21 protein-coding genes and 1 tRNA gene are annotated in these 21,646 nt (G+C 62.4%); 12 read left to right on the plus strand and 10 right to left on the minus strand.

Translation table 11 applies throughout. The features are described from left to right. Window positions 1–25: 25 nt before the first annotated feature. The 8 genes from A3AC_RS0128500 to A3AC_RS0128535 all read right to left on the minus strand — a co-directional run bounded on the left by A3AC_RS0128500 (window position 26) and on the right by A3AC_RS0128535 (window position 7,275). Window positions 26–754: a MotA/TolQ/ExbB proton channel family protein gene (locus tag A3AC_RS0128500; protein WP_025602982.1), complete on the minus strand. Its 729-nt coding sequence runs from the start codon at window positions 752–754 to the stop codon at window positions 26–28. Between the two features lie 27 nt (window positions 755–781). Next, complete coding sequence (locus tag A3AC_RS0128505; protein ID WP_025602983.1) at window positions 782–1,516, minus strand: energy transducer TonB; 735 nt, start codon at window positions 1,514–1,516, stop codon at window positions 782–784. Between the two features lie 308 nt (window positions 1,517–1,824). Beyond that, complete coding sequence (locus A3AC_RS0128510; RefSeq protein WP_025602985.1) at window positions 1,825–2,061, minus strand: (2Fe-2S)-binding protein; 237 nt, start codon at window positions 2,059–2,061, stop codon at window positions 1,825–1,827. 213 nt (window positions 2,062–2,274) lie between these two features. After that, entirely contained in the window at window positions 2,275–3,162 is an 888-nt protein-coding gene (murI, locus tag A3AC_RS0128515; protein ID WP_025602987.1) for a glutamate racemase, read from the minus strand. A gap of 123 nt (window positions 3,163–3,285) precedes the next feature. Continuing rightward, the gene (gene bfr, locus A3AC_RS0128520) at window positions 3,286–3,765 is read right to left on the minus strand and encodes a bacterioferritin (RefSeq protein WP_025602989.1); all 480 of its coding nucleotides are present in this window, start codon (window positions 3,763–3,765) and stop codon (window positions 3,286–3,288) included. Window positions 3,766–3,946: 181 nt separating this feature from the next. Next, complete coding sequence (locus tag A3AC_RS0128525; RefSeq protein WP_025602991.1) at window positions 3,947–5,482, minus strand: fumarate hydratase; 1,536 nt, start codon at window positions 5,480–5,482, stop codon at window positions 3,947–3,949. A 52-nt stretch (window positions 5,483–5,534) separates the two neighbouring features. Beyond that, window positions 5,535–6,101: a TIGR00645 family protein gene (locus tag A3AC_RS0128530; protein ID WP_025602992.1), complete on the minus strand. Its 567-nt coding sequence runs from the start codon at window positions 6,099–6,101 to the stop codon at window positions 5,535–5,537. A gap of 280 nt (window positions 6,102–6,381) precedes the next feature. Continuing rightward, window positions 6,382–7,275, minus strand: coding sequence for a DMT family transporter (locus A3AC_RS0128535; RefSeq protein WP_025602993.1), 894 nt, complete (start codon window positions 7,273–7,275; stop codon window positions 6,382–6,384). A gap of 413 nt (window positions 7,276–7,688) precedes the next feature. Here A3AC_RS0128535 and acs point away from each other — a divergent pair, with 413 nt between their 5' ends. From acs to A3AC_RS0128585, 9 genes are all read left to right on the plus strand, one after another. Next, entirely contained in the window at window positions 7,689–9,671 is a 1,983-nt protein-coding gene (gene acs / locus A3AC_RS0128540; protein WP_025602995.1) for an acetate--CoA ligase, read from the plus strand. 157 nt (window positions 9,672–9,828) lie between these two features. Continuing rightward, on the plus strand, window positions 9,829–10,281 hold the full coding sequence (locus tag A3AC_RS0128550) for a DUF4212 domain-containing protein (RefSeq protein ID WP_025602997.1): 453 nt from the start codon (window positions 9,829–9,831) through the stop codon (window positions 10,279–10,281). Between the two features lie 4 nt (window positions 10,282–10,285). Further along, on the plus strand, window positions 10,286–12,304 hold the full coding sequence (locus A3AC_RS0128555) for a sodium:solute symporter family protein (protein ID WP_025602999.1): 2,019 nt from the start codon (window positions 10,286–10,288) through the stop codon (window positions 12,302–12,304). A 60-nt stretch (window positions 12,305–12,364) separates the two neighbouring features. After that, a tRNA-Ser gene (locus tag A3AC_RS0128560) sits at window positions 12,365–12,455 on the plus strand. Window positions 12,456–12,464: 9 nt separating this feature from the next. Then, window positions 12,465–12,653, plus strand: a complete 189-nt coding sequence (locus A3AC_RS30585) for a hypothetical protein (protein WP_156924677.1) — start codon at window positions 12,465–12,467, stop codon at window positions 12,651–12,653. 438 nt (window positions 12,654–13,091) lie between these two features. Continuing rightward, a complete protein-coding gene (locus A3AC_RS0128570; protein ID WP_025603001.1) occupies window positions 13,092–14,219 on the plus strand; it encodes a sensor histidine kinase in 1,128 nt (375 codons plus the stop codon). Between the two features lie 378 nt (window positions 14,220–14,597). Beyond that, window positions 14,598–15,629, plus strand: a complete 1,032-nt coding sequence (locus A3AC_RS0128575; RefSeq protein WP_025603003.1) for an alpha/beta fold hydrolase — start codon at window positions 14,598–14,600, stop codon at window positions 15,627–15,629. A 376-nt stretch (window positions 15,630–16,005) separates the two neighbouring features. Continuing rightward, on the plus strand, window positions 16,006–16,317 hold the full coding sequence (locus tag A3AC_RS0128580; protein WP_025603005.1) for a DUF4148 domain-containing protein: 312 nt from the start codon (window positions 16,006–16,008) through the stop codon (window positions 16,315–16,317). A gap of 81 nt (window positions 16,318–16,398) precedes the next feature. Further along, window positions 16,399–17,187 (plus strand): alpha/beta fold hydrolase, encoded by a 789-nt coding sequence (locus tag A3AC_RS0128585; protein WP_025603007.1) that lies wholly within the window; start codon window positions 16,399–16,401, stop codon window positions 17,185–17,187. Between the two features lie 135 nt (window positions 17,188–17,322). Here A3AC_RS0128585 and A3AC_RS29735 read toward each other — a convergent pair whose 3' ends face one another. After that, window positions 17,323–17,847, minus strand: coding sequence for a BLUF domain-containing protein (locus A3AC_RS29735; RefSeq protein ID WP_025603009.1), 525 nt, complete (start codon window positions 17,845–17,847; stop codon window positions 17,323–17,325). Between the two features lie 137 nt (window positions 17,848–17,984). Then, the gene (locus A3AC_RS0128595) at window positions 17,985–18,620 is read right to left on the minus strand and encodes a nitroreductase family protein (RefSeq protein ID WP_025603011.1); all 636 of its coding nucleotides are present in this window, start codon (window positions 18,618–18,620) and stop codon (window positions 17,985–17,987) included. 346 nt (window positions 18,621–18,966) lie between these two features. Between A3AC_RS0128595 and A3AC_RS0128600 the strand changes: the two genes are divergently transcribed. The 3 genes from A3AC_RS0128600 (at window position 18,967) to A3AC_RS0128610 (ending at window position 21,628) form a co-directional block, all read left to right on the plus strand. After that, window positions 18,967–19,200, plus strand: coding sequence for an MbtH family protein (locus tag A3AC_RS0128600; protein ID WP_025603013.1), 234 nt, complete (start codon window positions 18,967–18,969; stop codon window positions 19,198–19,200). A gap of 18 nt (window positions 19,201–19,218) precedes the next feature. After that, window positions 19,219–20,127, plus strand: a complete 909-nt coding sequence (locus A3AC_RS0128605) for a thioesterase II family protein (RefSeq protein WP_025603014.1) — start codon at window positions 19,219–19,221, stop codon at window positions 20,125–20,127. 64 nt (window positions 20,128–20,191) lie between these two features. Next, window positions 20,192–21,628, plus strand: a complete 1,437-nt coding sequence (locus A3AC_RS0128610; RefSeq protein ID WP_025603015.1) for a peptide synthetase — start codon at window positions 20,192–20,194, stop codon at window positions 21,626–21,628. Window positions 21,629–21,646 lie beyond the last annotated feature (18 nt).

Consider the following 21,646-nt stretch of genomic DNA (forward strand, 5'->3'; position numbering starts at 1 on the left):
TGTGCCTCGCTGTTCAGTTGGCGCTTCAGTTGGCGCGAGTGGCGAGGCGCAGGCCGTCGCGCTTCGTCGACGAAAGCCGCGCGCCCGTCACGAAGAATGCGTGCAGACCGTGCGCGAAGCGGCTCAGCTTGGCGACGATCGCCTTGTTGGCACGCGTCAGCGCGTTGTAGCCGAGCACGGCCGGAATCGCAACGAAGAGACCGAATGCGGTCATGATCAACGCTTCGCCGACCGGACCGGCCACCTGATCGATCGACGACTGGCCGCTCGCGCCGATGGCGAGCAGCGCGTGATAGATGCCCCACACGGTGCCGAACAGACCGACGAACGGCGCGGTACTGCCGATCGACGCGAGAATCGCCAGACCGCTTTGCATGCGCGCGACGCTTTCATCCATGGTGTCCTTCAGGCAGCGCGTGACCCAATCGGACACGTCCATGCGGTCGTGCAAATGCGGCTGTGTCTGATGGTGATGATCGGCCGCTTCCTGGCCAGACAGCGCAAGCGCGAGGAACGGGTTGTTCTGCGGCGTGGACGATCCGGCGCCCAGCTTGTTCACGCCGTCGGCGAGGTCGTCCGAATGCCAGAACGCCTGCTCGGCGTTCTTCGTGAGGCGGTTCAGGCGAACCACATTCCAGCCTTTGATGACGATCACGCTCCACGACATGACGGACATCACCAGCAAGGCGAGCGCGATACCGCGCGTGACGAAATCCCCTTGCGCCCACACGTGCGCCAATCCGTAGTTTTGCATTGCAATTCCTTTGTTTTGAAATCCGCTTCAATCTTCGAGATTGAAGTTGTAAGGCTGGGTATAAGCGGCGCGAACGGGCTGGCCGTCCTCGAGATAGGGCTTGCATGCGCTCGCATGCGCGGCGGCGAGCGCGGCGTCGTCCAGACGGCTGAAGCCGCTGCTCTTTTTCAATTCTATGTTCTCGAGCTTGCCCGTCAAACCGACCACGAACTTCACATACGCGGTGCCGGTCTCGCCGCGGCGCCGCGAGAGCGCCGGGTAGTCGGGCCTGGCGATGTTGCAGTCGAGATGCGAGACATTTTTCGGCGCGGCGATTTCCATCGTCTGACGGCCGATGGCGGGCGCGGCCGGCGCTGCAGGCGGTGCCGCGGGAGCGGGCGGCGCAGCCGGCGCCGGTTCGGCAGCGGCGACGGGCGTTCGCGACGGCGCGGGCGCCTCGTGCAGCGGCGCAGGGGTGGGCTTTGGCGCCGGCTTGGGCTGGACCTTCGGCTTGCTGCGCACGGGCGGAGTGGGCGTGGGCGGCGGCGGCGCGACCGACTGAACGGCGGCCGGCGCGGCAAGCGGCGCCGGCGGCAGCAGTTGAGCGGTCATCACGCGCGACTCGAGCGCCGGCTGAACCGGCTCGTGCCGCACCGTCAGGATGACGGCCAGCAATGCGACGTGAACGGCCGCAACCATCGCGGTCGCGGTCAGGACGCGGGGATTCATTCGGGTGGACAAAGCCGGCGCGGTGCCGGCTGAAACGGTATGCGAAGCCTGCATATTAGCGTGGCGGCGCGCTGTCGATGCAGCAGGCCTGACAAGACATCGTCATGTTCGGAAGATCAGCAGCGAAATACACAATGTGGTCACGAAACCAATCAGCAGTTCCATCTCAAGCTCCTCAAATGGACGAGCGGTAGCTGGCTGGTAGCAATACTGGCTTGCTGACGGCAGTGGGTTAACCAAACAGCGAAACAGCGCTGAATCAGCGCTAAAACGGAAGGCGGGGCAGAAGCAGTGGCAGTCGCAGCGGCAAACAATACGGCGCGGGCGCTGCCGGCATGCTGCGCCGGCCGCGGTAGTCGATCTTACGCCGCTTTGCGTTCGTAAAACGTCACCGGCACGGCCTGCGGATGATGCTCGAAGCCGCAGCGGCTCGCGCACACGCCGCTTTGCATCATGACGTCGCGCACGGAGTCCGCGCATTTGCCGCAGCACGTGGCCACGCCGAGCTCGAATTGCAACTCGTCGAACGAGTCGACGCCTTCCGCGATCGAGGCACGGATCTTTCGGTCAGAGACAGACTTGCAGACACAGACAATCATGGTTGGCGTCATAGCTAACGTTAATGCGAATTATTATCATTTTGTTTGGGCCGTTTGGCAAGCGTCCCGGGTCGATTTTTTAGCAAAACCAGACTGTTAGAAGGGTTTCGGCGGTTTGGCGACGGGTGCCCAGCGGTGCCGCCGGACGCCATAAACCCACTCAAACGGCATAAAAAGGGCGAATTCCCGCCGCAAACTGGCCTCCGGCGGCCTTCAGGCGGGCTGTGAGGACAGCACCGCGGTACGGCGCGAAGGAATCGGCACGCGTTCGACACGGGCATCGATGTCGAGCAGCGTAGCGACAAGCTGTCGCAGATGCGTGCCGTCGTCGGTGGAGAAAAAGCGCGGCAGCGGGGCACCCGCCGCCGCTTGCGGAGCCGCACGCATGCCGTGTTGCTCCAGCACGCGCTCGAGCTGGCGGGCAATGGCTACGCTCGTGTCGATGAGCGCCATCCGGTCGCCGACGATGTCGCGGATCGCCGCATCGAGAAACGGATAGTGGGTGCAGCCGAGCACGAGGGTGTCGGCGCCGGCCTCGAGCATTGGCTCAAGATAGCCAGCGAGCAGTGTGCGCAGTTCCGCCGAACCGATGTCACAGCGCTCGACCGCCTGCACGAGCCCATGACCGGGCTGGCAGATAAAGCGGCAATCGGCGGCGTAGCGCTCGAGCAGTGCCTGGAAGCGGGCGCTGCGCAGGGTGACCTGGGTGGCGAGCACGCCGGCCACGCGCGATCTGGATTGCAAGGCGGCCGGCTTGATGCCCGGTTCCACCCCGACCAGCGGGATGGGCAGCTTTTCGCGCACCAGAGCGATGGATTGTGCGGTCGCCGTATTGCAGGCCACGACGAGCGCTTTGGCGCCTTGCCTGGCAAGCCAGTCGCCGATGGCGAGCGTGCGGTCCGCGATAAAGTCGTCGTCGCGCTCGCCGTACGGCGCGTACAGCGAATCGGCGACGTACAGCAGCGCTTCGTCAGGCAATTGGGCGCGAACCGCTCGCAACACCGACAAACCGCCAAGACCCGAGTCGAAAATGCCGACCGGCGCAGATGAAGCCGAGCCTGCGGTGGCGATTGATGCATTCGGAGTCGATTCTGCGGACATAGACGATCGAGGCGCTGCGACGCGGCGCTCAGGCAAATCCGGGAAGTATATCGCCGGCGCGGCGCATGCTATCCCGGATAAGCCGGTTCATGCACCGACGCGTGGCGCTGGCGTGGTATCCGCTCAGGACTCCACCGAGCCCATGGCGCTTTGCTGATAGTTCTGAATGCCGACCTTGTCGATCAGGTCAAGCTGCGTTTCGAGCCAGTCGATGTGTTCTTCGGTGTCGTCGAGAATCTTCACGAAGATTTCGCGCGAGATAAAGTCGCGCACCGATTCGCAATACGCAATGGCTTCCTTGCAGGTGCTTTGCGAAATCTGCTCGAGCTTCAGATCGCATTCGAGAATTTCCTTCGTTTCCTCGCCGATCAGAAGCTTGTGCAGGTCTTGCAGATTCGGCAGACCGTCGAGCATGAAAATCCGCTCGATCAGCCAGTCGGCATGCTTCATTTCGCCGATCGACTCGTCGTACTCATGCTTGCCGAGTTTCTCGAGGCCCCAATGCTTGTACATCCGCGCGTGCAGAAAATACTGGTTGATCGCGGTCAGTTCGTTCTTCAACTGCGCGTTGAGATACTCGATAACTTTAATGTCGCCTTGCATGATCTTTCCTTTGTGGGAACTTCAATTTTTCAACAACAATAAACGCCATGCCTGAAAAAGCCAAGAGAACAGAACATCTTTCGACGTCGTGTCAGGCTTTGTGCGCAACGCGTGCCCGCCATAAAAAAGCCGGGACCGTGGTCCCGGCTTCTCACGACACGCAACATGCGTGAGCGGTGAATCAGGCGGTTGCGACCGGAATCTTGCCGATCTTTGCTTGCCATTCCTTCGGGCCGGTCTGGTGCACGGAGGTGCCGCTCGAATCGACCGCAACCGTGACAGGCATGTCCTGCACGTCGAATTCGTAGATCGCTTCCATGCCGAGGTCTTCGAATGCGAGCACCTTGGCGCTGCGAATTGCCTTCGACACCAGATAAGCAGCGCCGCCCACGGCCATCAGATACGCGGCCTTGTGCTTCTTGATGGCTTCGATTGCGACCGGTCCGCGCTCGGCTTTGCCGATCATCGAAATGAGGCCGGTTTGCGCGAGCATGGTCTCTGTGAACTTGTCCATGCGCGTGGCGGTGGTCGGGCCTGCGGGGCCCACGGCCTCGTCGCGCACCGGATCGACCGGGCCGACGTAATAGATCACGCGGTTCGTGAAGTCGACCGGCAGCTTCTCGCCCTTTGCCAGCATGTCGGCGATGCGCTTATGCGCGGCGTCGCGGCCCGTCAACATCTTGCCGGAGAGCAGCAGCGTCTGGCCCGGCTTCCACGAAGCGACTTCTTCCGGCGTCAGCGTGTTCAGATCGACGCGCTTGCTGGTTTCCGTGTTCGGCTCCCATTGCACTTTCGGCCATGCGTCGAGTGAAGGCGCTTCGAGTTTCGCGACGCCCGAGCCGTCCAGCGTGAAGTGAGCGTGACGCGTAGCCGCGCAGTTCGGGATGATCGCGATCGGCTTGGACGCGGCGTGCGTCGGCGCGGCCATGATCTTCACGTCGAGCACGGTGGCGAGACCGCCCAGACCTTGCGCGCCGATGCCAAGCGCGTTGACCTTCTCGTGCAGTTCGATGCGCAGTTCTTCGATCCAGTCCGCAGGTCCCCGCGCGATCACGTCCTGAATGTCGATCGGGTCCATCAGCGATTCTTTCGCCATCACCATCGCTTTCTCGGCCGTGCCGCCGATGCCGATGCCGAGCATGCCCGGCGGACACCAGCCCGCGCCCATGGTCGGCACGGTCTTCAGAATCCAGTCGACGATCGAGTCCGACGGATTGAGCATCGCAAACTTCGACTTGTTTTCCGAGCCGCCGCCCTTGGCCGCGACCTGCACGTCGACTTTATCGCCCGGCACGATCTCGTAGTGGATTACGGCCGGCGTGTTGTCTTTCGTGTTCTTACGCGCGCCTTCGGGCGGGCTCACGATCGACGCGCGCAGCACGTTGTCCGGATTCAGGTAACCACGGCGCACGCCTTCGTTGATCATGTCCGTGACGCTCATCGTCGCACTGCCGTTTTCACTTGCCCAACGCACGTCCATGCCGACCTTCACGAACACCGTGACGATGCCGGTGTCCTGGCAGATCGGGCGCTTGCCTTCCGCGCACATGCGGCTGTTGGTCAGGATCTGCGCAATCGCATCTTTCGCGGCCGGGCTCTGTTCGAGTTCGTACGCGCGGCCCAGGGCCTGGATGTAATCGAGCGGATGGTAGTAGCTGATGTACTGAAGCGAATCAGCAATGCTCTGGATCAGATCTTCCTGTTTGATGACGGTCATGGCTAAGCTCGGTGGGGACAGTGGCGCTTTTTTCTGTTCGCAGGCTATGCGGTCAGTCGTGCGCTTTCAGGGGAGAGGAACCGGCGGAACCCAGCGGCTGCAAGTCCGCGGGTTCCTGAAAGTGACTTGGATGCGTGTGCGTGGTGAGGCGGTCTACGAAGGCCATCACGAGCGCGGAGACGAGGAACGCAACATGGATGATCACCTGCCACATGATGGTATGCGTGGTGTTCTGGTCGGGGCTGATAAACGTTTTCAGCAAATGGATCGAGGAGATGCTGATGAGCGCCATGGAGAGCTTTACTTTCAGCACGCCCGCGTTCACGTGGTCGAGCCATTCCGGTTCGTCAGGATGACCCTCGACACCGAGCCGCGACACGAAGGTTTCATACCCGCCGATGATCACCATGATCAGCAGGTTCGAGATCATGACCACGTCGATCAGGCCGAGCACGACCAGCATGATGTTGGTTTCGTCAAGCGTCATCGAGGCGGTGACGAGATGCAGGACTTCCTTCAGGAACAGCACCACATAGACCGCCTGGGCGACAATCAGGCCCAGGTAGAGCGGCACCTGCAGCCAACGGCTCATGAAGATGACGACAGGCAGCGGGCGCATGGGGCGGCGTTGACGCGCGGAGTCGGGTCGCGAAGCGGACATAGGCAAGAGTCGGATCTAACGCAGGTGACGGAACGTGGGCCAGATGCGCCCGGTCTGCGTGCGGGTCACGCGCATGGATCGGGCACGCCAAGCGAGGCGCGGACGACGCGGCGCAGGCAGACAGCAAGCAGACGAGCCGCCGGCAACGCTCATGTCAGGCGCGCTATTGTACAGCGTCGGCCGGATTTGCTGCGGCGCGGCGGGCAGGCGGCGGCAGGAGCCAGGCGCCGCGCTTACCTTACGTTGCAACCGGCGGCACGCGCCTCACCTTGAGACTTGCGAGTCCGATACCCGCGACCACGCAGGCAAGCGCAATGCTGTGCGCGAGCGTGGGCCGCTCGCCGAGAAAAGCAATGCCGTAGACGGCCGCGGCGACCGGCAGCACCGCGCTGAACACGCCGGCGAGACTGCCCGGCACGTGGCGAATGCCTTTCATCCAGAGCCAGAACGAGAAGATGCTTGCCGACAGCCCATACCACAGCACGAGGCTCCAGACGCTCGCCGGCACACTGCGATAGTCGAAATGCACGAGGGCGCCCGCGGAGAGCGGCAGCATCAACAGCAGGCCGAACAGATGCGTGTACGCGCAGATGTCGATGGGTGCGAGCGTTTGCGTGAGGCGGCGCGACAGGATGATATAGAGCGACTCGCAGCACACTGCGCCGAGCACCATCAGATTGCCGGCAAGCGAGGTTTCGCCGGCACCATGAGCACCGGCATGCGCGAGATTGATGACGACCACGCCTGCAATCGCCAAGGCAATCGACGCAAGCGCGCGCCGGTCCGGACGCTCCTTCAGTATCAGCCACGACAGCAATGCGACGACCGCGGGAATCGTACTCGTGATGACGCCCGCCGCCACCGCGCTAGTGCGCTGTACGCCATTGAGCATCAGCAGCGTAAACCCGAAGGTGCCGAACAGTGCCTGCAAGAACAGATTGAGCCACTCATCGCGCTTCACGCGGCGCAGCTTTGCCACGCGAAGAAGCGGCCATAGTACGGCCATTGCGATCACGAACCGCAACAGCGCGAAAAGAGGCACGGGGACGAACTCGACAATCGATTTACCGATACCGACATTGCTGCCGACCAACAGCATCGAAGTAATGAGAAGCAGGGCGTAGCGATTCAAACTGGAATCCGGGCAGCTAGTTCAGTTAGCATTGTATTAGGCGCTTGAACGCAGCGTAAAGGCGAGCGGGTTCGTGCGCGCGTGGCTGCAATGCTATGGACGCTGCATCGAAAGCGTCGTACGAATTGTGTAAGGGTTTTTGCGGGCACGTCGGCAGGGCTCGCGTAAGTGGCCGGTAAGTTGCACCGCTTATGGTTGAACATGAGAGCGGACGCGGCTTTGTCTTCGTTCATGGTGCAATGCCACATGAGCGATGAGAGGTGAGCGGCCGCGGCGCGGCGATCCATCGCGGGTCGTTGGCGCGAGGGCGGGAGACAGCGCGTCGTCAATCGTGCTTCGATTGCGGCGTCAACATGACAGGGCGCACCCAAAGTGCGCCGGCACAGGTTTTAATCTTCACCAAGGGGTTGTCGATGTCTGCGATTGAATCGGTTCTTCAGGAACGCCGTGTTTTTCCGCCCTCCGCTGAAGCAGCGGCTGGCGCCACGATCTCCGGCATGGACGCTTATCATGCGCTGACCGCCGAGGCGGAACGGGACTACGAAGGCTTCTGGGGGCGTCTTGCTCGCGAGACGCTAAGCTGGAACAAGCCCTTCACGAAGGTGCTCGACGAAAAGAACGCGCCGTTCTACACCTGGTTCGAAGACGGTCAGTTGAACGCGTCGTACAACAGCATCGATCGTCATGTGGAAGCCGGCAACGGCTCACGCGTCGCGATCATCTTCGAGGCCGACGACGGCACCGTCACCAACGTCACCTATCAGGATCTGTTGCAGCGCGTGTCGCGCTTTGCGAACGCGTTGAAAAAGCGCGGCGTGAAGAAGGGCGACCGCGTGGTCATCTATATGCCTATGTCGATCGAAGGCATAGTCGCGATGCAGGCTTGCGCGCGTATCGGCGCGACGCACTCGGTGGTGTTCGGCGGCTTCTCGTCGAAGTCGCTGAACGAGCGTCTCGTCGACGTGGGCGCGGTCGCACTCGTGACCTCCGACGAACAGATGCGCGGCGGCAAGGCACTGCCGCTGAAAAACATCGCCGACGAAGCGCTGGCCATGGGCGGCTGCGAAGCGGTGAAGAGCGTGATCGTCTACAAGCGCACCGGCGGCAAGATCGCGTGGAACGAAGGCCGCGATCTGTGGATGCATGAGCTTTCGCAAGCCGAGTCCGATGAATGCGCGCCCGAATGGGTCGGCGCGGAACATCCGCTGTTCATCCTCTACACGTCCGGATCGACGGGCAAGCCGAAAGGCGTTCAGCACAGCACCGGCGGCTATCTGCTGTGGGCCGCGCAAACCATGAAGTGGACTTTCGACTGGAAGCCCTCCGACGTGTTCTGGTGTACGGCCGACATCGGCTGGATCACCGGCCACAGCTACATCACGTATGGTCCGCTCACGCTCGGCGGCACCCAGGTCGTGTTCGAAGGCGTGCCTACCTATCCGAACGCCGGCCGCTTCTGGGACATGATCGCGAAGCACAAGGTGTCGCTCTTCTATACGGCGCCCACCGCCATCCGCTCGCTGATCAAGGCATCCGAGGCGGATCACAAAGTGCATCCCAGGAGCTATGACCTGTCGACGCTGCGCATCATCGGCACGGTCGGCGAGCCGATCAATCCGGAAGCCTGGGTGTGGTATCACGAGAACGTCGGCGGCGGCCGTTGCCCGATTGTCGATACGTGGTGGCAAACCGAAACCGGCGGTCACATGATCACGCCGCTGCCGGGCGCGACGCCGCTCGTGCCGGGTTCGTGCACGCTGCCTTTGCCGGGTATCATGGCGGCGGTCGTCGACGAAACCGGTCAGGACGTGCCGAACGGGCAGGGCGGCATTCTCGTCGTCAAGCGGCCGTGGCCTTCCATGCTGCGCAACGTGTGGGGCGACCCCGACCGCTACAAGAAGAGCTATTTCCCCGAGGAACTGGGCGGCAAGCTGTATCTCGCCGGTGACGGCGCCGTGCGCGACAAGGAGACCGGCTACTTCACCATCATGGGCCGCATCGACGACGTGCTGAATGTGTCCGGTCACCGTCTCGGCACAATGGAGATCGAATCGGCGCTGGTGTCCAACCCGATCGTCGCGGAAGCGGCAGTCGTCGGGCGCCCGGATGCAACGACCGGCGAAGCGGTATGTGCGTTCGTCGTGTTGAAGCGCGCGCGTCCGGAAGGCGAAGAGGCGGTGAAGCTCGCGAACGAACTGCGTAACTGGGTCGGCAAGGAAATCGGTCCGATCGCGAAGCCGAAGGACATCCGCTTCGGTGAGAACCTGCCGAAAACACGTTCGGGCAAGATCATGCGTCGTCTGTTGCGCTCGCTTGCGAAGGGCGAGGCGATCACGCAGGACGTCTCCACGCTCGAGAATCCGGCGATTCTGGATCAGCTCGGCGAGTCGCTGTAAGCATGCGCTGGTCTTTGCGGCGCCTATGAATGGCGGTGGTTGGCGGTGGTGTGTCGAATGACGCGCCCGGCAAAGGGCGCCTCGCGCCGGGCGCCGCGAGCGGCATCGCGCGGACAATCCCGATTGCCTGCGCGATGCCTTTTTGATACATAGGCGCATGGCCGCGCCGCACCCCGTCTCTCACGTTACGCATAATCCCGCACCCGAACCGCCGGCGGTGTCGGAGGCGCTGGCTCGCGCGCATCAGAAGTACTGGCGCTTCAACGTCGCACTAATTGCCGCGTTGATGACCGTCGGCTTCGCAGTGTCGTTCCTGTTGCCGCTCGCCGCGCCCGCGCTCGCCGGCGTGCGTTTTGCCGGCTTCAGCCTGCCGTTCTACTTCGGCGCACAAGGCGCGATCCTGATCTACCTTGCGCTGATCGTCGTCTACATTCTGTCGATGCAGCGCGCCGACCGCCGGTTGCAACGCGCATTCGATGCAGACGCCGACGCCGCTGCTCATGGCGCACACAGTCTTCGCGATGCAAATGACGCCACTCGCGCCGCTGCGAAAGAATGCCTACCGACGCAGCCCACAGCCGCCGCAGATTCCGGCGCGCGCCGAAGCTGAGCCGATGAAGCTCACGAACCGGCTGATCCGCTCCTACGCGTTCTATACGCTCGGCTTCCTGCTTTTCATCTATGTGATGTGGCGCATCGAGCGCACCACCGGTCCGGGCATGTGGATCGGGTATGTGTTCCTGTTCGTGCCGATCGCCGTGTATGCGGTGATCGGCCTGCTGTCGCGCACGTCCGATCTCGTCGAATACTACGTGGCAGGGCGGCGCGTGCCATCCGCGTTCAACGGCATGGCCACGGCGGCGGACTGGCTGTCCGCGGCATCGTTCATCGGGCTCGCCGGTTCGATCTACGCAACCGGCTACGACGGCCTTGCTTATCTGATGGGCTGGACCGGCGGCTATTGCCTCGTCGCGTTTCTGCTCGCGCCGTACGTGCGCAAGCTCGCGCGCTACACGATTCCCGATTTCCTCGGCACGCGTTTTTCGAGCAACGCGGTGCGTGGCCTCGCGGCGTTGTCGGCGATTCTGTGTTCGTTCGTTTATCTCGTCGCGCAGATCCAGGGCGTTGGTCTGATTGCGACGCGCTTCATTGGCGTCGACTTCGCCGTCGGCATTTTCTGCGGACTCGCGGGCATTCTCGTGTGCTCGTTTCTGGGCGGCATGCGCGCGGTGACATGGACGCAGGTCGCGCAGTACATCATCCTGATCGCCGCGATCTTGATTCCGGTTTCGATGATCGCGCATAAGGACGGGCTCGGCTGGGTGCCGCAACTGAGTTACGGCCGACTGATGGAGCGCATGGAGAGCCTCGAAAAGCAGGTGCGCGACGAGCCGCTCGAACAGACTGTGCGCGACGACTATCGCCGCGGCGCCGCGTTGATGCAGCAGCGGCTGGACATGCTGCCGCATTCGTTCGTCGAGGAGAAACTGCGGCTCACGCAGCAGGTGGCTGACTTGCGGCGCCGCAATGGTCCGCTGCGCGAGATCAAGGAGCGCGAAAAGGCGCTCGAGCAGTTTCCACGCGATGCCGCTGCTGCACTGGTGGTGTGGACTCAACAGCGCGATGAAATGCTGATGCGTGCGGCCGCGCCGCTGCCGATGCACGAGCCGTTTCCCGCGACGAGCGACGACGACCGGCGCATGCACGAGCGCAACTTTCTTTCGCTGCTGCTGTGCCTGTCCCTCGGGACGGCGAGCTTGCCGCATATTCTGACGCGCTATAACACGACGACCTCGGTGGCTTCGGCGCGGCGCTCAGTCGGCTGGACGCTGTTCTTTGTGGCGCTGTTCTACGTGACCGTGCCGGTGCTCGCGGTGCTGATCAAGTACGAGATTCTGACGAACCTCGTCGGTCATCACTTTGCGGATTTGCCGCAATGGCTCACGCAATGGCGCAAGGTCGAGCCGAGTCTGATCAGCCTCGCGGACACGAACGGCGACGGCATCGTGCGATGGGGCGAGATTCAGATGCAGCCTGACATGGTGGTGCTGGCCGCGCCGGAGATTGCGGGGCTGCCGTATGTGATGTCCGGTCTTATCGCGGCGGGCGCGCTGGCCGCGGCGCTTTCCACGGCCGATGGTTTGCTGCTGACGATCGCCAATGCTTTATCGCACGATGTGTACTACCACATGGTCGACCCCGGCGCGTCGAGTCAGCGGCGCGTGACGATTTCGAAGATTCTGCTGCTGGGGGTGGCGCTGTTCGCGTCGTATGTGGCGTCGCTGAATACCGGCAATATTCTGTTCCTGGTGGGCGCGGCGTTTTCGCTGGCGGCGTCGAGCCTGTTTCCGGTGCTGGTGCTCGGCGTGTTCTGGAAGCGCACTACGCGCGTGGGCGCGGTCGCCGGCATGTTGGCGGGGCTTCTGGTGTGCATCTACTACATCGTTTCGACGTATCCCTTCTTCGCGCAGATGACGGGCTTCGCGGGACCGCGCTGGTTCGGTATCGAGCCGATCAGCTCCGGCGTGTTCGGCGTGCCGGCGGGCTTCCTGGTGGCGATCGGCGTAAGCCTTCTGGACCGCAAGCCGGATGCTTATACGACGGCGCTGGTGGACTATATCCGCCATCCCTAGACGACTTCATTCGAGGGGAGTGGCGGACGGCGCGAAGTTTGCTATAATTCGGCTCCCCGCGGAGAGATGGATGAGCGGTTTAAGTCGCACGCCTGGAAAGCGTGTATAGGTTAATAGCCTATCGGGGGTTCGAATCCCCCTCTCTCCGCCAGGAACATCAATGAATACGGGCCACTCGGCCCGTTTTTTGTTTCTACCTGCCAAAGAACCCGCCAATCGGCAAATTGTTGTTCCGACCACAATGGCCGACGCTGAAAACATCGATCGCTTCAACAAGTTTGCGTCGAAAACATTCGCCATCCTCTATTCGTTCTTCGCTGAAGGCAATCCGGTGCGGCGGCAGTTGTGAAGAAACGTCTCAGTACGGCCCTCGAGGCTGGCATCAAATACACAATGGCGCACGCAGGCATAGCGCCTTGACTTGGGGCGCTGCGGCTCGACGCCCCGCAGCACCGCCCGCAGCAACTACGCCCCCGCCAACCTCACCGCAACACCCGTCCCCCGTATAAACCGGCGTCGCCCTGAGCCCGTCGACCGTCACCGCCGAAAGCTTCGCCGCGCGGGCCGCACCCTCGATTAGCGCAATCGTGTCGCCATCTCGAGAGTCAAAGATGGCGAACTGTCCTGGGCGAACGTGACGCGGCGGCTAACGGTTCGTTTCTCGTGATTGGGCGGGGGGATGGCGCATCTGCGGGCTTCCACCATACAAAGCCGGCCGCCAATCACGTGTAACATGAAAGGACACTGATTACTTCGTCATACCCCCGCTCAAGCAGTGGAGACCTGGATGCGACTGGCTGACTTTATCCTGCGAGACATGGAGTCGATTCTGGCGCAGTGGGAGGCGTTCGCCGCCACGCTCCTGCCGGCAGCGGCCCATCTGGAGTCGCTCGCGCTGCGTGACCATGCGCAGCAAATCCTGCACGCCGTAGCAAAAGACTTGCGGACTTCCCAGACCCGGCAGGCGCAACGCGAGAAGTCGCTGGGGCACGCGCCGATGCTGATCGACGCCACCGAAACCGCCGCCCAGACGCATGCGCTGCTGCGGGCGCGGGCGGGATTCAACATCAATCAGCTTGCTGCCGAATACCGCGCTCTGCGCGCAAGCGTGCTGCGCCTGTGGATGGACGAGTGCGAGCCTCGCGCGCCCGATCTGGAGGACATGGTCCGTTTCAACGAAGCGATCGACCAGGCTCTGGCGGAATCGATCAGTTTCTTCAGCGCGCAGGTCGAACAGAACCGCAACCTGTTGCTCGGTATGCTGGGACATGACATGCGCAGTCCGCTTCAGGCAATCCAGATGACCGCATCCTATCTCGCGGCGCTGAATGCGGGTGATGTCGTATCGGACGCTGCTGACCGTCTGATCCGCAGCGGAGGGCGGATGCAGGCGCTGCTCGACGATCTCTGCGATTTCAACAGAACGAGGCTTGGTCTTGGCATCAACGTCGTACCGGCGCGTGTCGATCTCGCGGACGTACTCGCCGACGAACTGGACGAATTGCGCGCGGCGCATCCGCACAGGCAACTGGAACTGAGCGTCAGCGGCAATGTGCAGGGAAGCTGGGACAGCCGGCGCCTGCAGCAACTCCTTCAGAATCTGGTGCTGAATGCGCTCAAATACGGCGCGCCGGACACGCCGGTGCGCGTCGAGGTGAGTGGCGATGCACAGCAGATCCGTATCGACGTCAGGAATCGCGGACCTGCGATCGAGCGCGCGACGCTCGCGCGCATCTTCGAACCGCTGACGCGGGGAGCGGGCTCCCCGCAGATACCGGGCAGCGACGGAAGCCTCGGGCTCGGCCTGTACATTGCACGCGAGATCGCCACGGCCCATCACGGAGCGATAGAAGCAAGTTCCGACGACACGGAGACCGTCTTCTCGGTGTCGCTACCACGCACAATGAACGGATAAGCAAACAGGCCGAAATGGATCAGATTGAGCCCGAAGTGAGCAGCCATAGCCATGCGAGCTGCGGCCGCTTCATTTAGATGTCCGTAACAGTCAACGAGTTCGACCTGATATATACGTTTCACTCAGCCGTGCGATGGCAGCGGAGGTCCGCTTTGTATCGCAATGTATCCGGGCGGTGACACGATACATAACGTTGCACCCGTAGCCGCTGTGGACATCAGCCAGATACATCCGCCGCGTTTAATCGCATTCACGCGAGTCGAACGGGCGTTGCCGCCGGAAAGCGCAAACGTAGCCAGCGTTGCGCGACACGAATCATTCGGACCTTCGACTACTGCTTCCTTCTTTCAAAGCTCTCTACACAAAGGAAAACGAGCCATGTCTGAACAGATCAATACCCGGCGCCGTCGTCTGCTCGGCACCACTGTCGCGGGCCTCAGCTTGATGGAACTGGGCTTGAGCGGCCTCGCCAACGCACAGACCACGTCTACCGCGGCAGCGTCGCGCCTCGCTTCGTTCGAGAACCTTCGGCAGGTCAACACCGGCACGCTCAACATGGGTTATGCGGAAGCGGGTCCGCAGCATGGGCCCGTTGTGATCCTGCTGCATGGCTGGCCGTACGACATCTACAGTTTCGCGGAAGTCACGCCCTTGCTCGTTGCCCAGGGTTACCGGGTCATCGTGCCGTATCTGCGCGGTTACGGCACTACGCGCTTTCTCTCACCAGATACGCCGCGCAACGGACAGCAGGCTGTCGTTGCGGTCGACATCATTGCGTTGATGGACGCATTGAAAATCGATAAGGCGATTTTCGGCGGCTTCGATTGGGGCGGACGCACGGTGAATATCATTGCGGCGCTGTGGCCGGAGCGTTGCAAGGCGATGGTGTCGGTGAGCGGTTATCTGATCGGCAGCCAGGCAGCGAATCAGGCGCCGCTGCCGCCGAAGGCGGAGCTCGCATGGTGGTATCAGTTCTATTTCACTACCGAGCGCGGCTACGTCGGCTACGACAAGAACCGCAACGAGTTCAACAAGCTCATCTGGCGTCTCGCTTCGCCCAAATGGAATTTCGACGAAGCCACTTTCGATCGCACGGCGCAGTCGTTCAACAATCCGGACCACGTCGCCGTGGTCATTCACAACTATCGTTGGCGTCTGGGGCTTGCTCAGGGCGAGTCACAATACGATGAACTGGAGCAGCGTCTCGCCAAAGCGCCGACCATTTCGGTGCCGACCATCACGATGGAGGGGGACGCGAACGGCGCGCCGCATCCTGAACCTGCCGCCTACGCGAAGAAGTTCACCGGCAAGTATGCGCACCGCAATATCGGCGGGGGCGTGGGGCATAACCTGCCTCAGGAAGCGCCGAAGGCTTTCGCCGATGCCATTATCGACGTCGCCCGCCTTTAACTGAAGCAAAGGGGCGCCGATGCATTTCGCCGTGGCCCTTTAGTGTGCCTGCGCCGGATTTTCGCGGCGCTGTTCTTCAAGCTCTTCGCTGGCCCCGACTTTTCTGCTTCGGGGCCTTTTGTCGTTGGGCGCCTGAATACTCCCGGAGCAATTTTGTATCGCAGTGTATCCGGACTGCGAGCCGACAAACTGCGTTGCAGGGCATGGGGTCCGCGAACACATTCCAGATACGTCGGCGCGTTCAAATATCTACACGCAAGGTTGATTCGCAACACTGCGCTGGATTCAGGCGACGCGACGGTCTACATGCTTTGCTCAAGACGGGTTGTCCCTGAACTTCTTACCTTTGAATACTGCTACTTTCTGGAGAACACACATGAAACTCGTTCAATCGCTTGTCGTTGCAGCACTCGTTGCCATTCCCGCTCTTTCTTTCGCGCAGTCCAGTCACGCGTTGACGCGTGCCGAAGTGCGCGCGGAACTGGTTCAGCTCGAGAAGGCAGGGTACAGCCCGGCCAGCGATAACACGCAATATCCGAACAACATCCAGGCCGCGCAGATGCGTATCGACGCACAAAACGGCTCAGCTGCTGCCGCGTACGGCGGCGTGGAGAACGGTGCATCGGCTGCGGGCTCGCGCTCGTCGCAGGACGCGATCGGTCTCGGTCGGATCTATGCTCATTCGTAATCCTGACGATGGCAGCACGCTCACGCGCGCTGCCATCGAACGAACACGCCAACATCACTACGAGTTGTGGGGAGAAGAACGATGATCACGCTATTGAAGAGACTCTTCGGGGCCGCGATGCTATTCGGCGGCCTGTTCGCGGTGCAGGCGTTGCAGGTCTCGCATGCGGCGCCGCCCCAGGATCTGAAGGGCAAGAACGTGGTGCTCGTGCACGGCGCATTCGCCGACGGCTCGAGCTGGGACAAAGTGATTCCGCTCCTCGAGGAGCACGGGCTTCACGTCGTTTCGGTGCAGAACCCACTGAGCTCACTGGCTGACGATGTCGCTGCAACGAGGCGCGCGGTGGACCAGCAGGCTGGTCCCGTCGTGCTGGTCGGTCATTCGTGGGCCGGCGTAGTGATCAGCGAGGCGGGCAATGACGAGAAGGTGAAGAGCCTCGTCTACGTGGCGGCCTTTGCGCCCGACACCGGGCAGTCCATCGAAGACATAACGAAGGATAAGCCCGCGCCGGCCTGGGCAAGCGAATTGCGGAAAGACTCCGCTGGCTACCTGACGCTGTCGACGAAGGCCGTGTTAGCCGACTTCGCACCGGATCTGCCCTTGCCGCAACGGCGCCTGATTGCGGCAACACAGGTGCCGTGGGCATCGGGCTGTATCGCCGAAAAGGTCACGGCCGCGGCATGGCACGACAAGCCGTCTTACTTCGTGGTCGCGGCGAAAGACCAGATGATCGATCCGAAGCTTCAGCAGGCCATGGCTAAAAACATCGGTGCGCATGTCACCACGGTGGACAGCAGTCACGTCGCAATGCTGAGCCAGCCGCGAGCGGTGGCGGAGACGATCATTGCCGCTGCGAAAGCCGCGCAGTAGCAATGGAATTTGCTACGTGCCGTCATTTCGCCCATGCCTGAGACCGCACGTTGCCGGGAACTATAAGCATGCCGAAACGATGACCGCGGGCCGCTTGCGGCGAGGTCCAAGAGGTGCCATGCGCGAGCGGGCACCTCACAGGGACGATTGTGCGTCGCGCCGCAGAAGAACGTCGAACCGGCCGGCTACGAGATGCGACTCGGTCACTTCTGGCAGTGTGCGCGCAGCCTGGCAGATGCGCCACACTTCCTCTAGCAGCGAGCGGTCCGTGCCCGACCAGCTGGTCAGCACGCTTTCCATGCGTTCGGAGCCGTCCAGGTCGCCTGTGAAATAGCCCATTGACCATTCGACAAAACGCCGCCGCTCAAGCGACCCGATCGCGACAATCCTCATCTCGTAGTGACGCTGGTCGTTGCCGATGCGGCGCAGGCATTCTCTGACAGCGGCTGGATCGCCCTCCAGGTACTGAACGAAGTTGCGGCCCGCATGGACGAGAAAACCGGTTAGCGCATCGGCCCGATTGAGAACGCGAGAGACCGACACGATCGATTCGACATCCGCTATACCTACGCCCGCAGACACGTTGCTTATATATACGGCGGCAAACAGGGGCTCGTCGTCGCCGCGCGGGCCGGGGCAACCGGATTCATCTGAGCGCATACCATGGGTCTCTGCAAAGACATCGCGAGGGCACAGTATAAATTCGCTTGCCGCTTGCCAAGCGAGGGTAGTCGGGATCTGACTAATGCTCGACGCACAGTGCAGGATGAAGGCGGCGAAAATGGCCTATCGATACCTCAGATCGAAGCGCGCCCCAACCATTCGCGCACGTAGAGCGAATGCGGCGGCCGCGCGGCCGAAGGTCCGCGAGATTTCGGTGTCCCGACAAACAGAAAGCCCAGCACACGCTCGGACGGCTCAAAGTCGAGCGCGGCTTGCAGGTTCGGGTCATAGGCGTCCGCACCAGTCGCCCAGAAGCCGCCATAGCCGAGTGCGTGTATTGCGTTGAGCATGTTCATCGCGGCTGCGCCGACCGAAAGGAGTTGCTCGGTCTCCGGAATGTGCGAGTCGCCGGAAGGCGCCGCCGCTATCACGATGACGAGCGGCGCCGTATACGCAAGTCGCCGCCGATGCTCGTGCTCCGCGCGCGGTTTCGCCGGTTCGCGGCGCGCCGCGACATCCACGAGCACCTCGCCGAAGTCGGCACGCGCGTCGTCGCGTATCAGCGCAAAGCGCCACGGACGCAGCGCTCCATGGTCCGGCGCACGCATCGCGGCGTCGCAAATGAGGCCCAGCTCGGTGTCGTTCGGCCCCGGCTCGGCGAGCGGCCAGTACGACTGGCGCGACAGCAGAGTGTCGAAGAAAGCCTGCTGCGCTGGCGACGTGGTGTCGGAAGCGATGTCGTTGGTATGGCAGCTCTGCGAGTTATCCATGGCGATCCGCTCGTGTTTTCGATGACCCGGATGATGGCGAGAAATGCACGAGAATGCAAATGATTCTTATTTGCTTGTCTGACGAAACGTTTTGCCTTAAGCTGCGTTTTCACTGAGCCGCACACGTTTGCGTTGCCCCGGGCCGGTGAAACCGGCAGGTCACGCGACTTGACACACGTCGTGGCGGACGAGTAGATTTTAATGCAAATGATTCGCATTTAGATGCGCCAAGGATAAAACCGGGGCTGGATGTGAATCAGAGGTCCATTAGGTGCTTTATGCAGAAGGGCGATGTAGCGCCTTCACCAGATCAACCACACGCAGACAACTTCATTCAGGAGCCGCGATGAGCTGGGGTGACGAAAACAGCAATTTCGTTGTCGTTGTAAATCATGAAGAACAGTACTCGATCTGGCCTGACTACAAGGCCATTCCCGCTGGCTGGCGCGAAGCAGGCAAGTCTGGCAGGAAGGACGAATGTCTCCAGTGGATCGACGAAGTGTGGACCGATATGCGTCCGCTCAGCTTGCGCCAGGCAATGGCCGACAGCGCGGCGCCCGAAGGCGTTAGCAACACGTGATGCGCGGGCACTGAACCGATGAACTCGTCAAACCGCGTGCCGCACCCGTGCAGCGCGCTCACGCTCGTCTGCCTCGCGCATGCCGGCGGCAGCGTAGCGCTGTATCGCGAGTGGCAAGACCGGCTGCCGTCGTTCGTACATGTGTGCATGCTCGAACTGCCGGGCCACGGAATGCGCCGTTGCGAGCCGGCGCATACCGAATGGCCCGCGCTCGTCGAGCAACTCGCGGACGAACTGCTCGCGCTGGTCGGGGGCGGCGCTCCGTTTGCATTGTTCGGCCACAGCATGGGCTCGCTCGTCGGACTGGAGCTCATGCATGCACTGCGCGAGCGGGGCAAGCCTGCGCCATTCTGGTTCGGTGCGTCGGCCACCATTTCGCCGGCCCGCCGCAAACACGAAACGCATTGGCTGAACTGTTCGCATGCCGAAATGATTTCCTGTCTGCGCGAACGCGGCGGCACGCCTGCTGAACTACTGGACGATGCGGATTTCGTGGACTTCATGTTGCCGCTGTTGCGCGCCGATTTTCATCTGTGCGGTATGCATCCGGCGTACATGAAGGCGCGCATGAAAACGCGCGCGGAGGTGGCGAACAGCTCGGCGGCCACGCTGGATTGTCCCATCGACGTCTTCGTCGGCCGGGACGATCCCGCCACGGCGCATCGCGCAGACGTCGATGCGTGGGCGCAGCAGACGCGTGGCACATGCACGGTGCACCGCTTCGACGGCGGGCATTTTTTCATCGACACGGCGCGCGAGGCGGTACTCGAGGTCATCGCCGGATCGCTCGCGCAACGGATCTGGCAAGTGCAGCTGACGCAACACGTGCGACATGTGCAAAGCGCCCAGCAGACACAGCAGCCGGACGACTCGCGGTGCGCAGGTGCTCCGCCCAAACCGTCGCGTACACCCCTTGCGCGAGTCTAACGTGCGAAGCGCTTGACCACCATCACTCGCAGTTTGAGGCAAACCGGATAAGGACCGAATGACCATGAGCCAGGCTTCGCTGCCGATCTTCGATTTCTCGCCGTTCGTTGGCCACAGCGAGCGCTACGTCGCGCTCATCAAACAGTTCGCGGCGGCGCAGCCGTTTCGCAGCGCGACTGTCGACGAACTGCTGCTTGACGACGACTTCCATCGCCGCCCATTGCGGCCCGAGGACTTCGAGTTCCTCAAGTTCATGAGGCCGGTGCGCGAGCACAACGTGAGCCGCCTGCCGGCGCTCGCGTCGGGTCGCACGCTCATGTCGATCTACGAGCTCGACGTCGCGCGTGCGCCTGTGGGCGCGGAGCCGGCAGACTGGCAGCGCTTCACCGGCTTCTACCGCGAAGATACGCGCGAACTGGGTGCGCAGATCGCGCCGTTTCTCGAAGCATATGCGTTTGAATACCTGACGAAAGACGTCGACGTGAGTGAAGGCGCCGGCGCCGCGAGCGCGCGCGTCGCGCATATCGTCGACGAGGAACTCGCATTCTGGAGCGCCACGTTCGAGCGGCTCATGCGCAACGACTACCTCGAAGACGGGCTGCGCTTCATCATGGTCCAATGTTGGGCGCTCGCGGTCTCGAAGCGCCGCGCACTCGCGCGAGCCGGCGCGAGCGGTTTCTTCGACATGCTGCCGCCCGACGAGCGGCCAGGCCTTCATCGCCAGGCACCGGACGACGCACTGTTTGAGCGCGTGGCCGCCGCAAGCGGTGTCACGCGCAGGCAGCACGCGTACTGGCAGTTCTATCTGCCGACCAGCACCGCGAAATGCAACCTGCTGTATGCGCTTGCGCGCCGGCCGGACCGCGCGTTTGGCCTGATCGGCGCGGCCTTCGCGGCCGAAGCCGAATGGCTCGCGTTCGGTCTTGCGCTGGAACGCGCGTGCGCGCATCTGCAGCCTGCCGGCCGTGCTCCCGCCGACGCGACTGCATTGAAAAGTGCACTGGAACAGCGCTGCGCGCGGGCCTTGCGGCGCGTGGCCGACAATTTCGGCGAGGCGGCGCGCGCTCACTGCGTGCAGGGCGTCGTCGCTGGCGAGCGGCTGGCCGGGCGCGCGCGCTGGGATCTCGGCGAGCAACTGCGCTGGCTTTCGTCGATTCGCGACTTTGTCGCTTTCGCGCGCCGCATCAGCTCGCGTATCGACGCTGAGTGTCCCGGCATCGACCGCGAGACCTTTGTCGAGCCGCACGAAATGTGCTCGACGACGCACGTGCACAACGATCATCGTCTCGTCACGATCGAAGAGGGCGACATGCTGTTCTGGGGCAACGTCGGCATGCAACACGCCATGCACAAAGGCGACATGGTGATGATTCCGGACGGCCGCCTGCACGGCTCGACGGTGGTATCGGGCGAATGCACGTATCACCAGCCAATCATTCCCGACGAGTGGGTCGCGGCCCTCGTCGCCGAGCTCGACGAGCCAGCCTCAGCGTCGAACTGAGCGCAGGCAAAGCAGCAA

The organism is Burkholderia sp. WSM2230 (assembly GCF_000472445.1).
GTDB lineage: Bacteria > Pseudomonadota > Gammaproteobacteria > Burkholderiales > Burkholderiaceae > Paraburkholderia.

Coding starts and splice junctions, on each gene's coding strand:
- A3AC_RS0128500 (WP_025602982.1), bottom strand. CDS start 754: ATGCAAAACTACGGATTGGCGCACGTGTGGGCGCAAGGGGATTTCGTC.
- A3AC_RS0128505 (WP_025602983.1), bottom strand. CDS start 1,516: ATGCAGGCTTCGCATACCGTTTCAGCCGGCACCGCGCCGGCTTTGTCC.
- A3AC_RS0128510 (WP_025602985.1), bottom strand. CDS start 2,061: ATGATTGTCTGTGTCTGCAAGTCTGTCTCTGACCGAAAGATCCGTGCC.
- murI (WP_025602987.1), bottom strand. CDS start 3,162: ATGTCCGCAGAATCGACTCCGAATGCATCAATCGCCACCGCAGGCTCG.
- bfr (WP_025602989.1), bottom strand. CDS start 3,765: ATGCAAGGCGACATTAAAGTTATCGAGTATCTCAACGCGCAGTTGAAG.
- A3AC_RS0128525 (WP_025602991.1), bottom strand. CDS start 5,482: ATGACCGTCATCAAACAGGAAGATCTGATCCAGAGCATTGCTGATTCG.
- A3AC_RS0128530 (WP_025602992.1), bottom strand. CDS start 6,101: ATGCGCCCGCTGCCTGTCGTCATCTTCATGAGCCGTTGGCTGCAGGTG.
- acs (WP_025602995.1), top strand. CDS start 7,689: ATGTCTGCGATTGAATCGGTTCTTCAGGAACGCCGTGTTTTTCCGCCC.
- A3AC_RS0128550 (WP_025602997.1), top strand. CDS start 9,829: ATGGCCGCGCCGCACCCCGTCTCTCACGTTACGCATAATCCCGCACCC.
- A3AC_RS0128555 (WP_025602999.1), top strand. CDS start 10,286: ATGAAGCTCACGAACCGGCTGATCCGCTCCTACGCGTTCTATACGCTC.
- A3AC_RS30585 (WP_156924677.1), top strand. CDS start 12,465: ATGAATACGGGCCACTCGGCCCGTTTTTTGTTTCTACCTGCCAAAGAA.
- A3AC_RS0128570 (WP_025603001.1), top strand. CDS start 13,092: ATGCGACTGGCTGACTTTATCCTGCGAGACATGGAGTCGATTCTGGCG.
- A3AC_RS0128575 (WP_025603003.1), top strand. CDS start 14,598: ATGTCTGAACAGATCAATACCCGGCGCCGTCGTCTGCTCGGCACCACT.
- A3AC_RS0128580 (WP_025603005.1), top strand. CDS start 16,006: ATGAAACTCGTTCAATCGCTTGTCGTTGCAGCACTCGTTGCCATTCCC.
- A3AC_RS0128585 (WP_025603007.1), top strand. CDS start 16,399: ATGATCACGCTATTGAAGAGACTCTTCGGGGCCGCGATGCTATTCGGC.
- A3AC_RS29735 (WP_025603009.1), bottom strand. CDS start 17,847: ATGCGCTCAGATGAATCCGGTTGCCCCGGCCCGCGCGGCGACGACGAG.
- A3AC_RS0128595 (WP_025603011.1), bottom strand. CDS start 18,620: ATGGATAACTCGCAGAGCTGCCATACCAACGACATCGCTTCCGACACC.
- A3AC_RS0128600 (WP_025603013.1), top strand. CDS start 18,967: ATGAGCTGGGGTGACGAAAACAGCAATTTCGTTGTCGTTGTAAATCAT.
- A3AC_RS0128605 (WP_025603014.1), top strand. CDS start 19,219: ATGAACTCGTCAAACCGCGTGCCGCACCCGTGCAGCGCGCTCACGCTC.
- A3AC_RS0128610 (WP_025603015.1), top strand. CDS start 20,192: ATGAGCCAGGCTTCGCTGCCGATCTTCGATTTCTCGCCGTTCGTTGGC.